Source organism: Flammeovirga sp. AWQ4_249 (genome assembly GCF_056161045.1).
The window spans coordinates 1-14,752 of the sequence record NZ_JBSWYJ010000062.1 but is presented as its reverse complement, the minus strand read 5'-3'; the positions used below and the strand labels follow the sequence as shown (position 1 = coordinate 14,752).

General features: G+C 30.1%; 14 protein-coding genes. 10 read left to right on the top strand and 4 right to left on the bottom strand.

Going from position 1 to position 14,752, the window contains the following annotated elements; all coding sequences use genetic code 11:
* Nucleotides 1–130: 130 nt before the first annotated feature.
* The 3 genes from ACXAHM_RS24515 to ACXAHM_RS24505 all read left to right on the top strand — a co-directional run bounded on the left by ACXAHM_RS24515 (nt 131) and on the right by ACXAHM_RS24505 (nt 2,972).
* Nucleotides 131–706, top strand: coding sequence for a suppressor of fused domain protein (locus ACXAHM_RS24515; RefSeq protein WP_474966334.1), 576 nt, complete (start codon nt 131–133; stop codon nt 704–706).
* A gap of 371 nt (nt 707–1,077) precedes the next feature.
* On the top strand, nt 1,078–1,722 hold the full coding sequence (locus tag ACXAHM_RS24510) for a hypothetical protein (protein WP_474966329.1): 645 nt from the start codon (nt 1,078–1,080) through the stop codon (nt 1,720–1,722).
* 461 nt (nt 1,723–2,183) lie between these two features.
* Entirely contained in the window at nt 2,184–2,972 is a 789-nt protein-coding gene (locus ACXAHM_RS24505) for a ThuA domain-containing protein (protein WP_474966326.1), read from the top strand.
* Here the strand turns inward: ACXAHM_RS24505 and ACXAHM_RS24500 are convergent.
* Nucleotides 2,944–3,849: an IS1595 family transposase gene (locus ACXAHM_RS24500; RefSeq protein ID WP_474966322.1), complete on the bottom strand. Its 906-nt coding sequence runs from the start codon at nt 3,847–3,849 to the stop codon at nt 2,944–2,946. The two genes, ACXAHM_RS24505 and ACXAHM_RS24500, sit on opposite strands and share 29 nt — an antisense overlap.
* 268 nt (nt 3,850–4,117) lie before the next feature.
* Here ACXAHM_RS24500 and ACXAHM_RS24495 point away from each other — a divergent pair, with 268 nt between their 5' ends.
* From ACXAHM_RS24495 to ACXAHM_RS24485, 3 genes are all read left to right on the top strand, one after another.
* Nucleotides 4,118–5,668, top strand: coding sequence for a UbiD family decarboxylase domain-containing protein (locus tag ACXAHM_RS24495; RefSeq protein ID WP_474966319.1), 1,551 nt, complete (start codon nt 4,118–4,120; stop codon nt 5,666–5,668).
* 137 nt (nt 5,669–5,805) lie between these two features.
* Nucleotides 5,806–6,798 carry a hypothetical protein gene (locus tag ACXAHM_RS24490; RefSeq protein ID WP_474966315.1) on the top strand — a complete coding sequence of 331 codons (993 nt, stop codon included), beginning with the start codon at nt 5,806–5,808 and terminating at the stop codon, nt 6,796–6,798.
* Between the two features lie 139 nt (nt 6,799–6,937).
* Entirely contained in the window at nt 6,938–8,266 is a 1,329-nt protein-coding gene (locus ACXAHM_RS24485; protein ID WP_474966311.1) for an alkaline phosphatase D family protein, read from the top strand.
* A gap of 49 nt (nt 8,267–8,315) precedes the next feature.
* Here the strand turns inward: ACXAHM_RS24485 and ACXAHM_RS24480 are convergent, their stop codons facing one another.
* Nucleotides 8,316–8,888, bottom strand: coding sequence for a lipid-binding SYLF domain-containing protein (locus tag ACXAHM_RS24480; protein WP_474966308.1), 573 nt, complete (start codon nt 8,886–8,888; stop codon nt 8,316–8,318).
* A 246-nt stretch (nt 8,889–9,134) separates the two neighbouring features.
* Here ACXAHM_RS24480 and ACXAHM_RS24475 point away from each other — a divergent pair, with 246 nt between their 5' ends.
* From ACXAHM_RS24475 to ACXAHM_RS24465, 3 genes are all read left to right on the top strand, one after another.
* Complete coding sequence (locus ACXAHM_RS24475; protein WP_474966304.1) at nt 9,135–9,656, top strand: DinB family protein; 522 nt, start codon at nt 9,135–9,137, stop codon at nt 9,654–9,656.
* A gap of 39 nt (nt 9,657–9,695) precedes the next feature.
* Nucleotides 9,696–10,166 (top strand): hypothetical protein, encoded by a 471-nt coding sequence (locus ACXAHM_RS24470; protein WP_474966300.1) that lies wholly within the window; start codon nt 9,696–9,698, stop codon nt 10,164–10,166.
* A gap of 172 nt (nt 10,167–10,338) precedes the next feature.
* Entirely contained in the window at nt 10,339–11,466 is a 1,128-nt protein-coding gene (locus tag ACXAHM_RS24465) for an aminotransferase class I/II-fold pyridoxal phosphate-dependent enzyme (RefSeq protein ID WP_474966297.1), read from the top strand.
* A gap of 60 nt (nt 11,467–11,526) precedes the next feature.
* Here the strand turns inward: ACXAHM_RS24465 and ACXAHM_RS24460 are convergent, their stop codons facing one another.
* Both ACXAHM_RS24460 and ACXAHM_RS24455 read right to left on the bottom strand, forming a co-directional pair.
* Nucleotides 11,527–13,029 carry a hypothetical protein gene (locus tag ACXAHM_RS24460; protein WP_474966295.1) on the bottom strand — a complete coding sequence of 501 codons (1,503 nt, stop codon included), beginning with the start codon at nt 13,027–13,029 and terminating at the stop codon, nt 11,527–11,529.
* 159 nt (nt 13,030–13,188) lie between these two features.
* Nucleotides 13,189–13,734, bottom strand: coding sequence for a hypothetical protein (locus tag ACXAHM_RS24455; protein WP_474966293.1), 546 nt, complete (start codon nt 13,732–13,734; stop codon nt 13,189–13,191).
* 116 nt (nt 13,735–13,850) lie between these two features.
* On the opposite strand from ACXAHM_RS24455, the gene ACXAHM_RS24450 reads away from it, so the two are divergent.
* On the top strand, nt 13,851–14,645 hold the full coding sequence (locus ACXAHM_RS24450; protein ID WP_474966291.1) for an SDR family NAD(P)-dependent oxidoreductase: 795 nt from the start codon (nt 13,851–13,853) through the stop codon (nt 14,643–14,645).
* Nucleotides 14,646–14,752: the final 107 nt, after the last annotated feature.

Genomic DNA, 14,752 nt, shown 5'->3' with positions numbered 1-14,752 from the left:
TCTTTAGCAAACTAATTTTTTATGATGAGTTGGAGGTGTTTTTTACTATTGAATATACATCATGGTGTTTATAAAAAAATAATGTGACATGTAGTGGTGTTTATTTGATGTTGGCATTCATTAATCACACATGAAACTATCTACACAAACATATACTGAAGCTTTACAAAGTCATTACGAAAGGTATTTTAATGTAAAAGGAATCATAAAAAGTTGGAATTTTGGGTCAATAAATAACTTACATCCAGATTTTTATATTTTAGAAATTCCACCAAATAAAAAACATAATATGTGGGCATATCTCACAGTAGGTATGTCTTTAGATTTGGAAAAAGAAAACTTAATCGAAGTGGTTATTTATTCTTCGGAGTCTGATGATTCATTAGTTGAATTATTAACTATGACTGCATCTTTTCATAGAAAGAGTAGTTATCTCAATTTACATCATACTATAAATATTGGTAGGTCTTGGATTAAAGAATCAAAATGTAATTATGGTTACATATCTTTACCATATTTAGATGGTCCCGAATATGAGCTTTTTAATTATAATGAACAAATTGTACATTGTTATTGGCTTATTCCAATTACTCTAAAAGAAAGAGACTTTAAAGTAAGTTATGGCTGGGAGGAATTAGAAGATTTATTTGAAAAATATCAAGTAGATTATATTAATCCCAATAGAACATGCATGTTAAACAACTAAAACGAAATGCCAATAATTAGGTCTTAGTTTGGTTTGCAAAGCAAAAAATTATCTCCTACTGAACAATGGAGGTGTAGCCATGAAATGCAAACTTGTAGGAGAAAATTAGGATGAACTTTTCTTGAATTATTTTTTATATCCCTCACTTAATTTGATCTGAAAAAACTTTTGAATTTTGCATTACAAATTCATAATATCTATCTTACATAGTCTTCCAACTATTCTTTAACAAACTAATTTTTTATGATGAGTTGGAAGTGTTTTTTACTATTGAATATACATCATGGTGTTTATATAAAAATAATGTGACATCTAGTGGTGTTTATTTGATGTTAGCAACTATATCATATCTAATGTCTTACTAATTAAACATGAAACTTCAGCAATTACTCATATTACCTCTTTTATTTTTTTTGAATTCCATTTCATTCATAGGTTTTCGTTCTTTATATGAATCTAAATTACTTTATACTAGTAATGATACCTTAATCAACCAAATAAGAGAAACAACACCTGTAAGAAAGACATTTTTAGATTACGAAAAAGTATTCCCTTTCAAGTTGAGTTTAACAGAAATGCCACCAAATATTCTAGAATTAATCAAATATACAGAAATTGAAAACTTACATAGAAAGTTAGACACTTCACTAAAAAGGTATTCATTGCTAGACCATTTTGAGAATAAAGAAACATTTTATTTCAGAATTATTGAAGAAAATGAATATTGTTGTAGAATTATCTATTTGGTATACTATGATAAGATAACTTCCGAAGTATCAAGTATATCATATTTTGGTATTTACGGAGGAGATGGAGGTTGGGAGACTACTTCAACAGAAAGTTGGGAATCAGAATCAATTTTAACTTTGAAAAAATTAGTAATTAATGATTATGATAATATTGATGATTCTTACACTGAACAAAAAGACTCATTAACTTACAAGTATGAGATATTATCATCTAAAATCAATATCACATTATTAGATAGTGTAAGAACAGAAACAACAATTAGGTAATCATTAATCAAATATATACAGTTGCTAATAATTAGGGCTTAGTTTGGTTTGCAAAGCCAAAATAATCCCTAGTTGAACAATGGCGTTGAAGTCATAGAATACTAGTTCGTAGGTGAAAATTAAGATGGACTTTTCGACTATTCAGAAGGTCTTTTCTTGGATAAAATTATTTACATTACACTCTTATTCAATAAGTTACTCTATTTCATGAGTTAATCTATCCAATTTTAAGGATATACCCAAAGAATAATAGTTAAAAGCTATCCTTCTGTTGTTACATCATGGTTCTTGATTTAGCAATTTTGAATCCTTATTAGGTAATAATATTTAGTATACTATAAAATCTATAGGTTATTAAAACCATTCTTAAATTGTAAATAATTTCTTTTTAAGTATGTTGTTATTAACAGAGTAATTGTTTTAAATTCGATTTATCTAGACAAAATTATGTAAATCTTTTTATGAAATATTTTATTACAATTTTCTTTTTTTTGTTTTCCATCCAAACTAATGCTCAACAATTTAATATTCTTCTTATAACAGAAACGAATGGCTGGCATCATGAGTCTATAGGTGCAGGTATAAACGCAATTCAAAAACTATCAGAAGTTCATCACTTCCAACTTGAAAGGCAACAGCAAGCGAATCCTATAAATTATGATAGATTAAGAAAATTTGACGCCATCATATTTTTAGGTACTACAGGTGATATATTTAACAATGAAGAACAAAAAGCTTTTGAAAAATTCATTCAATCTGGAAAAGGTTTTGTTGGTATTCATAGTGCTTCTGACACAGAGTATGATTGGAATTGGTATACACAATTAGTTGGCCATATGTTTATTATACATCCAAAGATTCAAACAGCACAATTAGATGTTGTTGATAAGAATTTTCCTGGACTTGAATCATCACCTGATAAATTGTTGATTACTGATGAATGGTATGAACTATCAAAACCAAAAATAAAAGGTTTAAAATATTTGGTGACCGTTAATGAAAAATCTTATAACCCAATTGTTGATTGGGGTAATAAAAAAGGAAATGGCATGGGAGAATTCCATCCTATTTCATGGTATCATAAATTTGATGGTGGCAGATCATTTTATACTGCGTTAGGTCATGTTGATAAAATGTATGAAAACCATTGGTTCTTACAACATTTATATGGTGGCATCTATTATGCAGCAACAGGAAAAGGTATTATGCTTATCCGTAATATTAACAGTATTGATGACCTATTGCAATAATAACTCTATCGAATAGATTATCACCGAAATATCTTCTATTCAGTTTATAACAAAATTCATCAAGGTAATTCTGTAAGTATTTTCCTTTCATATGGTGATATAACCCTAAAAATGTTCTTTTAGCATTACTAATAGCTATATGAACCCAACCTAAATTGTTTTTTGAAAACTCTTTCGTGGATCTTTCTGTGAAATGGTATTCTACAATGTTTCCAATATCCACATATGATGTGCTTTTATCAGAAAATACAATTGATGTGTCTAGAATATTTTCTTTAATACAATTATTAATTGATTCTTTTAAATGGTCCTCTAACACCTTCATTTTAAAGTACCGACATTGATGATTCACACTTTCAGAATCTATATCTTCAATAGATGTAGATTCAGCCATAACAGCCACATTTTGTTGTTTTTGACTACCTCTACCTCTTCTCAAATTAGTGTTTTCTGGAGCACCTATTGTGAAATAACCTTCATCAAATTCTACCATATCTTCTAACATATATAAGCCATCTCTTTTTCCCATAGCCTCCCTAATTTTATGCATCATACGCCAAATACTTTCATAACGAGAATGTTTTAATTGACGTTGAAGTTCTGAGGCAGATAGACCTTTTTTGGTCATTGTCATAAAAGCACTTGCCAAATACCATTTACGAATAGGTAATTTACTTCCATGCATGATAGATCCACTGCGAAGAGTTGTTCTAAAATTGCAAGATGAACATTGCCATTGGTTTAATGCTTTTAGCCAATAGTGTTTTGTACAATTACATTTTTTACAGATAATACCCTCTTTTTCACGAGTTTCTTTAAAATGAATGATACATGATTCTTCATCAGGAAATTTTTCAGTAAAATCTAATATGTTCATAGTCTCTAATTATTGTTTGCACTAAATTAGACAAGTAGAACGTATTAGAAATACGTACTGTTATTTAAACGGATAAGCATAAAAGGTATTTATGATTAAATGTGGAAATTTTGTCAAATTAATTTCAATAAATAACTATCGACAAATAATCTAAAGGAGTGTATGTTTTTATGAAAACATTGGACATAACATTACTTACACTTGTTATCAGATCCCTTATTCGTAAATTATTTAGTAAATAAAAATATGTAATATCACTTTATTTACCATGAAACAAGTTGCCTTAAACGAATATATTTCTCTATTAGAAAAAAATGAATTACTTCATCGTATTAAAGAAGAAGTGGAAGTAGATGAAATTCCAACCATAATAGATGATCATCGCAATAAGGCTTTATTCATAGAAAAGATTAAGGATAGTACTTTTCCAATGTTGACCAATGCTTACAGCAGCAGAAAAATGTATGCTTTAGCTTTAGGCTGTAAAGAAGATGAACTTTTAAAAGAACTCGTCAAAAGACTCGAAAATCCTATTCCTCCTACCAAAGTAGACACTGCACCTTGCAAAGACATCATTTTGAAAGGAGATGATATTGATCTCACAAAATTCCCATTATTCCTTCATCATCTATACGATGGTCATGCCTTTTTGACGGATGGCTGTATGATTACGAGTGATCCTGAATCCGGTGAGATTGATTGGGGTGTTTATAGAATTATGTATCGAGACAAAAATGAGGTGAATGTTCATATGCAATTTCCTACACATATTGGAAATATTAATGCCCACAAATACTATAAAAAAGGGGAAGATATGCCTGTATGTATTATGTTAGGTGGTTCTTGTTTAGAGAAAATTGGCACTGCATTGAACCTTCCAAATGCTACCGATTGGGAAGTATTAGGTGGACTTTATGGAGAAAGTACCAAAGTTGTCAGTGCTGAAACGAATCATTTGACAATCCCTGCCAATGCTGAAATTGTCATTGAAGGTAGAATACTTACTTCTGAAGGATGGATATGGGATGAAGGTCCATTTGGAGAGTACGCAGGTTTGTATAGTGCGGGTTTTCCTAAAGACTGCAGAATGATTATTGATTGCATTACAATGCGAGAAAATTCAATCTATCAGTATGCTTCATTAGGCGGAGCAACTCCTTGGATGTCTGATACAGCCGTTGCACTTCCCACAGCTGAAGCACTTACATATATGAAATTAAAACAAAATGAAATCCCTGTTGATCATGTTGTATATACCAATACAGGAATGGCAAATGTTTGTTATGTTTCGATAGATTCTAATGATGCGGAAATAGCTCAGAAGACATTAAAAGTTTTACTTGCAGATCCCAAAAGTGCACGTCCTTGCTATGCTTATGTTTTTCATAAAGATGTTGACCTTAATGATACCGAAAAAACACAGTGGTCATTGGCTTGGCATTGTCATCTACCAGATGATCTTTTTCTTCCAGCAAAAGGGATGAAACCTGATGAGGAAGGATATGCTATTATGCAAAAGAAAATAGGTTTCAATTGTGTTCCTACAATCCATAACGAAGTCGATCAATTTAATACAACAATCGCAGCAATAACTCCCCCTTTTGAAAAGTCTACAACTTGTAAAGTAATTGAAATTGAAGAATTAACTCAGAAAATGGAAGCTTTTATTCGACAACAACCAAGAAGGTGGTTTGACATTTTAGAGGAGTTTTCAGGACAACCCTATCCTACTCTCTACAAAACTTTTGGCATCTTAAGACCTCGTTTATCAAGGAATGAGGAAAGGCCAGATTATACTTATTTTCTAAAAGACAAGTAAACAGTAATCTGATAATTAGAAGTGTTGATCAATAAATTATAAGGTATTTTACAAAAGAATTTTTATGGGTAGGATTCAACTTTTTAAATGGAGTGACTGTCTTTGTAATTGAAACAACTCATTTAAATTCAAATATTATGAAAAGGTCTCTCCTACTTATGTTACTTACTTTCTTATTGGCTATTTCTATTTCTTCATCAGCGCAAGAAGTAAGTTATCTCACTTATCATCAAGAGATTATTAACGCTGAAAAATACATCAGTAATGAAAACTATGTGAAGGCTTTAGAAACATATCAAAACATTTTTCAGAAGTATGAATTTGTATTTTTACGCGACTACAAAAATGCTACACAAATTGCTTATTTTTTAAATGACGAAGCAACAACGTTCACTTTATTGAAAGAAGGAATCAAAGCAGGTTGGACATTAAAAAGTATTCAAAAAAACAATTTCTTATCCCCTTTTCAACATACTGAAAAATGGTCTCAAATTAAAAAGGATTATCCAATCATTAGAGAAACGTATTTAAATAATCTTAATGAAAAGGTAAGAGCTCAAGTTCATCAGATGTCTAAAAAAGATCAAAAGAAGGCATTAGCTGTATTTGTCAGAATCGGTGATAAAGCACAAGAGAGATATGCGACTAAAAAATTTGCTCCTCATAGTGAATTACAGCTTCAAGAATTCATTCAAATAGATGATCAATATGGTTATCCAGGAGAACAGCTTATAGGCAATGATGATTGGATGGAAATGATTTTATCTCATCATAATTCTATTTCAGATGAATACACACAAAAAGATACACTCTACAATTTTATTAAACCAAAATTGTTTGTTGCTTTAGATAAAGGACAAATCTCTCCATATGAATTAGCAATGATAGATGATTGGTATATTGCTGTACATTATGATCGTCAATTAGCAGGATATGGCTTTTTGGATGCTCCTCAAAATAAAACAATTGATAAAACTAATGCTCTTCGAAAAAAGGTTGGTTTGAGGTCTGTGGAATTGAGAAATAAATTAATTGATATTGAAAAGGAAACCGGAATGAATCTCAATTTACCGGATTGGGTAAAAGGTAAAATCGAAATATTATCCACAGATAATGAGTTAATTAAATAAGGTATTCTTAAGAGTAACTTAAATTGTAATAGATAAAATAATTGTATAAATTTTCATTCATAAGATAATATAGTTTAAATTAATAACTGAGTTTTTTATAAAAATTACAAAATACCCAAATTCGAAAAACTAATTCACTATGAAGAAGCTATTACTCATTTTACTATTCTTTTCAAATACGCACTTTCTTTTTGCCCAAGACCTATTGCAATCAGGTCCTATGGTAGGTTATTCTACGATGTCAGAAGTATTATTATGGGTACAAACTACTAAATCTGTCAAGGTACATTTTGAATATTACGATAAAGAAAAACCAAAAGAAAGATATAAGACTGATACTTATGTGACTCAGGCCAAAGATGGTTTTGTAGCTCGACTTATTGCCAATCAAATTCAACAAGGGAAAAAGTATAATTATGAAGTTTTTTTGAATGGTAAACAAGTCAAGAAAGACTATCCCATGGAATTCCAATCACAAGTTTTATGGCAATGGAGAACAGATCCCCCTGAAGTAAATTTTGCAATAGGTAGTTGTAATTATGTCAATGAACCACCTGTTGATAGACCTGGGACTCCTTATGGAAGTAATCATGAAATTTTCACAGCCATTCATCAAAAGAAACCCGATTTTATGATGTGGCTTGGTGACAATACTTATTTAAGAGAAGTGGATTGGAACTCAAGAACAGGTTTTCTACACCGCTATACGCATACACGTTCTTTGAAGGAGTTACAACCGTTATTGGCTTCCACACATAATTACGCCATTTGGGATGATCATGATTTTGGTCCCAATGATGCTGATGGAAGTTTTTGGTTGAAAGATACGTCAACTGAGATGTTCAAATTATTTTGGGGAAATCCCAATTATAATGTTGTGGGAAATGGTGGAATTGCAGGAACATTTCATTGGGCAGACCTTCAGTTCTTCCTTTTAGACAATCGTTTTCATAGAACGTCAAATCGTAATTATACGGAGGAACGTCAGATGCTTGGGAAGGAACAAATCGATTGGTTGATTAATGCTTTGTCTTTTAGTCAAGCTACTTTTAAGTTTATTGCTATAGGAGGTCAAGTGTTGAGCACCGCAGTTGGGCATGAAAGCTATGCAACTTTTGCGGATGAAAGGCACTATTTATTACAAAAAATTAGAGAGGCAAAAATTGAAGGGGTTATCTTCTTGACAGGCGATGTTCATCATACTAGTTTAAGTGTGATGCAAGAGAATGACAAAGTTTATCCTCTCTATGACCTTACGAGTTCTTCTTTAACTTCAGGTGTTTACAACAAGAAAGAAGTATTTAATAAAAATGCAATTGAAGAAACTTTTGTAGGCGTTCATAACTTTGGATTACTTAAAGTCAGTGGCCCCAAAAAGAATAGAGTATTACAGATTAATATCGTTGACAAAGATGGAAAAACGCTTTGGACAAGAGAAATCAAAGCGGAAGAATTGAAATACAAATAAGACAAAAAAATCCTCACAAGTCATCAATGTTACTTGTGAGGATTTTTTCCTATTGTCCGTTTAATTCTTTAGAGACAATGTATTTTGTACCTTGTAAAGTAGCTTGTAAAGCTACTCCTTTATCTGCAATCTGATATAAAGTTACACCTCGAGAGATATTCATTCCAACTGCTCCAGATCCACCTTCTTCTCCTGTATCAGCTGTTGCATCAGCTTGAGCATCTGCTGACCATCCATATTCTATGAAATAATCATAAGCTTCTTTATCTGCAAAAAGGAAAACAGCATAATATTTCTTTAAACCAATACCTAATCCTGCGCCAACAGAAATCATTTTTACATACTGTTCTTTTCCTGTTTTATTATCATGAGCAACTCCGCCTCCATTTCCAGAAGCAAGTACCAATACATTTACGCCTGTATTTGAAAAGGCAGCGTATCCATAAGAACTTTCCATTTTTGATTTTGAATTTGGATAAGCTCTATACATTTCAGCAACTGCTTCTGATTTATTTTTTTGAAATCTAGCTCTTTGCTTTTCTAATTTTTGTTCTTTATCACTTTGTGAAAATACATTGAAAGAGATGATGAGTAATAAAAATATTGAAAGATATTTTTTCATATTACAATTTTTAATAAGGTTTTATAGTATTTTTTGTTATTACCTAACATTAAACCACAAACGCCCATACTTTGTTGATTTACTTTAAAATCAATAACAATTTTAAGTTTTGTATTTTTTGTCTTCATGAAAACAATAAGAACAAACTCCTTCAGCTATCCCTTTTTTGCATTCTATTAGATTATCCTTAATTTGTTCTTCAATTAATCAATCTATTGTTTTAAAGCACTAAACTACTCATCGAATATGTCCAATTCAGAGACAAAACAAAATCCCGAATTCTTAGCTTATGTATATGAACTCAATGAAGGTCATTCGTTAATGCATTCCTTGGAGAAGAGTGTAAAAGACCTAGAAGCTTTGGATTTAGAACAACTCAAAAGAATAGGTTTAAGAACTTATGAAGAAGGAAAATGGACTATTCATCAAATTATACAACATTTAATTGACTGGGAAAGGATATGGTGTTTTAGAGCTATTCTGTTTGCTCGTTCGGAAGGAACAATCCCTGAAGCACATGACCAAGAAATCATGGCAGCAAACTCTAATGCAAATGAATTAAGTATTGATCAACTAATTGCTGAACTTCGTATCGTTCGTCAATCTTCTATCCTATTATTTCAATCTTTTAATGAAGAAATATTGAATAAAACCTGTGAATTTTTCGAATATGAAATGCCTTTACACGCTATTGGCTATACAATTACTGCACATCAAATACATCATATTAATGTATTGAAAGAAAGGTATCTTCCATTAGATAAATAAGTTCACTATAACATTCAAAACAAGCTTCAAGTATTGATTATGAATTTCAAAAAAACATTTCATTATATCAGTTATGTTCAATATCCATTGATGATATTGGCTGTATTTTTTATTATAAAACCATTCTTTTATGGCATAGAACCATTAAAGGAAAACCCTAAGTTGTATTTTGAAAGCCTCAATTCAGTACTATTATTCATGGGCTTAGCTACGAGTTTTTCTTCTTTACAAGATAGTTCAAAAACGCAAAATGAATTTTCGAAAAAGATTTGGGAAAATCCATTGAAAGGTAAAATAATGATCTTCTTAATGTGTTTTATGATCATGGGATTACTTACAGTAGGATTAATCGGGTTTTTTAATACTTCTGAAAGTATGTTGAAAGAACTTTCTGTAGGCTTAATTGTCTTCAGTCTAGGCATGTTTGGTTTCTTGAAAACCGCAATTGAACTTTTTGAAAATCACCGATTAGATAAGAAAGAAAGTGAGGATGTTGAGATATTAACTTAAAGTAAAACCATGAAAACTTTAAAGTTAATTAAAAGTAAAGTAATGACTCTATATATCCTATTGAAGCTTGGGATAGAAAGAAAATGAATAGAGATATTAAAGTGGGAAAACTTGATGGAAATTTCTATAACTTGATTATCAATATATAGCCTATTAAAAGTGAATTCAAAAAATGAAAATACAAGATTTTAAGTTAGAACGTTATTTTGCAAAACATGAGTTTACAGCAAGATATCTACTTTCTAGTTCAGATTGTGATGGTTTTCCAATGCAATATGTTTTAGAGCAAGCAACTTCTGAAGAAATAAAACTTTGGGAAAATATTGCACTAGGCTATACAGAAAGTGAAGGAAGTACAGCATTACGGGAAGCAATTCTTCAGTATTACACATTGAATTCAGTTGAAAATGTAGTTGTGGCTTCGCCTGGAGAATTAAATTTCTCAACGATGAATGTATTATTGAATGCCGATGATCATGTTATTACTGTTTCCCCTTGTTATCAGTCTTTATCGGAAGTGGTCAATAGTATCGGTTGTGCTCTATCTTATTGGAAACCTGATCCATCAAATTGGTTGTTTGATACATCAGAATTGGCTCAATTAATCCAGCCGAATACAAAACTGATCATTATTAATTTCCCTCATAATCCTACAGGTAGTTATATTACCAAAGAGCAACAGGACCAAATTATTACAATAGCTCGACAACATGATCTTTATATTTTCTCTGATGAAATGTATCATAAGTTGATTGTAGACGAAAATCTTGAAGAGCTTCCTCCTATTTGTGATGTATACGAAAAAGGCATCAGTCTTTGGGGAACCTCCAAAACTTTAGGGCTTGCAGGATTAAGAATCGGTTGGCTAGCGTGTCAAGATAAAGCATTTCTTGAAAAAGTAATTTCATACAAAGATTACCTTAGTATTTGTAGTAATGCTCCTAGCGAAGTTTTATCTATGATTGCACTAAATCATCTTTCCGCTTTCTTGGATCTTAATTTGAAGAAAATTAAACATAATATTCAGCTCTTTAAAAACTTTGCAGATCAGCATGATATCATCAATTCCTTTATTCCAACAAAGGCAGGTTCCACAGCATTTGTAGGATTAGATATACCCACTTCTGCAAATGCATTTAGTGATCATTTAGTTGAAAAAGCAGGTATTATGACTGTTCCAGCAGAAATGTTTGGTTATTCTGAAAAATATATTCGAATTGGTTTTGGAAGAAATAATTTTGAAGAGACCCTCAATGTTTTTAGTATGTTTTTAGACTCATTAAAATTTTATAAAGAATAAAAAGGACAAAACAATCAAATTTTGTTTTGTCCTTTTTTCTATAAATCCATTTCAGCAATTTTATTTCTTGTAGTTTAGCTTTTTTGTATTTTCAACTTTATTCAAATCTTGATCTGATAAAATTAGTTTCATTTCATATTTAGCTGCTGAATCATTTTCTTTTTTATTAATAATTAAAGAAATACTCTGGTATACATCTATTTCTTTTTTATTATGATGTTTACAATTTCGTATGGCTACATATTTACCAGATAATGGATCATTAGAATTACTAAAGGGAGAAAAAGAAAGTTGACAATTATATTTTTTTTCAATTAACATTTTGAATTGAGCAATTTCTTTTGTTTCAAATAAGCCACTTTCTGAATCAAAATTATTAGGGGAATATATAATTTTAGAAATTTTATTATCAATAACTTCTACATTAACATTTCCATAAAAGTCACCTAATGATAATCTTTTGGGTAGTTTAGTTAAATCATCACGTAAAACAACATTAGCAATTCGTAGAGATGAAGATTTATTCAATTCATCAATCTTTTTTAAGGAATTATTCTTATCGAACACATCCATTAATACAGAATGAGCAATACTTTTTCTATATTCCATATCTAAAAAATACAAATGTAATCTAAAAGGATGTCCAAAAAAACTTTTCTTATATATCAATTGTAAGCTTATCTTCTGTTTTGATATTACATTTCCATTATCATCTTTACAGTCTACAATTGCTGAATAAAATCCACTATAAGGATCATTTATATCAGGTATATCTAAGTCTTCCTTCTCTAAATTTACTTCATATAAAAATTCAATACTTTTTTTGAATTTCTGAACTTTAGTCATTGAATAATAAATTTCACCATAAATATCATTTCCGGGAACAAATTCTATTAATGTAACCATTCCATCATCAACTCTCGTCGATAAAAGGCCTATATTTTTTTCAAAAACAACTTGTTTATTATGGATATTATTATATGCATTTCCTCTTAAATTTATACCTTGAAATGATAGTGTTTTAGAAACATTATCTAAAGAATTTTCATAATTAAGAAATTCTTTCATTGTAGTTAAAACTTTATCTGCAAGGTGTACTTCTATGAAAGAAAGACTAATATTATAAGGGTATTTTTTTTTCTTATTAGGTTTTACTCTTAATGTTATTTTTTGATTGTATAAGTAAGTACCATCTTCTTTTTTATCACTTTTATAAGCAACATAATCACCTGAAAATGGATCAGAATATTTCTCAGATTTTTGAAACTCTAGATAAACATTATATTTCGTCTCTATAAATTTTTTAAAGCTTTGAATAGTTTTTAGAGATACATCTAAAGGTTGACCTGAAAGGTTATGAGGAATAAAAGTTATTACTGACAAAGTATCTTTGTAAGGTACAACAAGTCTAACTCCGTTTAGATTTCCAAATGATATTTTCGTTAGGTTCATTTTATCAATTTCAGTTTCAGTACCTAACTCTAAGTTATCAAAATTAATTCTTTGGGCACACGTTATTAATGACATCATTAATAATGTCAATAAAATGAATATTCTTTTCATTAGTTTAAATTGAAGAGTAAAAAAAAAAGTGAGGTAAGTCAATTAAAATCTAATATTACCTCATAAACCAGTATTCAAATATATAATTTGTAAGTCAATAATAAAAACTATTTTTATAGAAATATATTTGTTGTGGTTATTTATTAATAAAAAAAAACATTAACGGATAAACGCCCAATAATATATTTTAATCACTTTATCTTCTTCAATTAAAAAAATATAAGCTGAAGGTTCTGTTCCTTCAAATATAGACTTAAAGTAGATTCTAACTCTTTTCTCATAATATGGATCTTTTTGTAGTTCTTTTTCTAGTTCATCATAAGATTTTGGGTATAAGGATTTTAATCTACTTGTCGTTAATTCTCCATCAATTATAAAGGAATCAGACTGTAAACTGTATCCCTTTTTTGAAGGATAATATTCATACAATAAAGCTTTTTCACCTGAAACCATAAAAGAAGTATTTTTGAAATAATACAATTTTACTTCCATCTCTATATCTAAATAGTTCCCACAATCCCAGCCACTTTCTATTTTTATTGAATCAGGCTGTCCTAATTTTAGTATTAAATCATCTAAAGATAACCTGACTGGAATCGTTTCTTCAACATATACGTTCTGAAGGTTTATTTCCTCCTTATGATCTTGAGCATATAAACAATTTGAAAATGTAATGAAGATAAATAGTGATAGTAATAGTTTCATGTATAGTTTAATTTCTTAGTTTAAGAATTAAAAATAATATTGTAATTCCTTATTTCTAATATAATTTTAGTAAATTTTTACGCAATTCTAAACTTCAATTTATTATTCCTTCAAACATGAATTACTTCAACAACAAAAATATTTTTATTACAGGTGGTACAAGTGGCATTGGCTTGGAAATGGGAAGACAATTGATCCGTTATGGTGCAAATGTAGTAGTGTTTGGTCGGAAAAATTTAGAAGAAATTGAGGATGATTTCAAAGCAAAAGCTTCTGGTAAAATAGCTGCTTTCTATTTAGAAACAACTGATATAGATAGCGTAAAAGTTGGTTTTCAAAAAGCTGAAAAAGTCATTGGTACTCCTGATATCGTGATTCATTCAGCTGGTATTGGGCGTTGTGTTCCTTTTACAAACTTCTCAAAGGAGGATTTTGAAGAAACATTTCAAGTCAATGTTTTTGGTACTCGAAATGTGGCAGAAACTGCATTTCCTTATTTAAAAAAGACGAAAGGGCAGCTTATGTTAATTGCATCATTAGCTGGAATTATAACCAATTATGGCTACTCTGCTTATGCCGCTTCAAAGTTTGCTACAGTTGGATTTGCCGGTGTCCTCAGAAGCGAATGGAAACCCGAAGGTGTTCATGTATCTTTAGCTTGTCCTCCCGAAATCGATACTCCATTAGTAGAAAGAGAAAGACTAGAATCTCCTAAGGTAGCAAAAGTACTCAAGCAATTCGCTGGAAATTTAAAATTGGAATCTGCTTGTAGAACAATGTTAAAAGGATTAGCACAAAAAAAGTTTACGATCATACCTGGGTTTAAAGCCAAGTTTGTTGCTATTTCACAAGGCATTTTCCCAAGTATGAATCTTTGGATAAGTGATTTAATTATCAGTAAAATGAGATAAAAAAAATAGACGTTCAATCAATAGTGTCCTAAACGTTTTCATTTTCTGAAAAAATGCACGTTTAAGCTATTATTATTGTATAAAATCATTCAATATTAAAATAAATC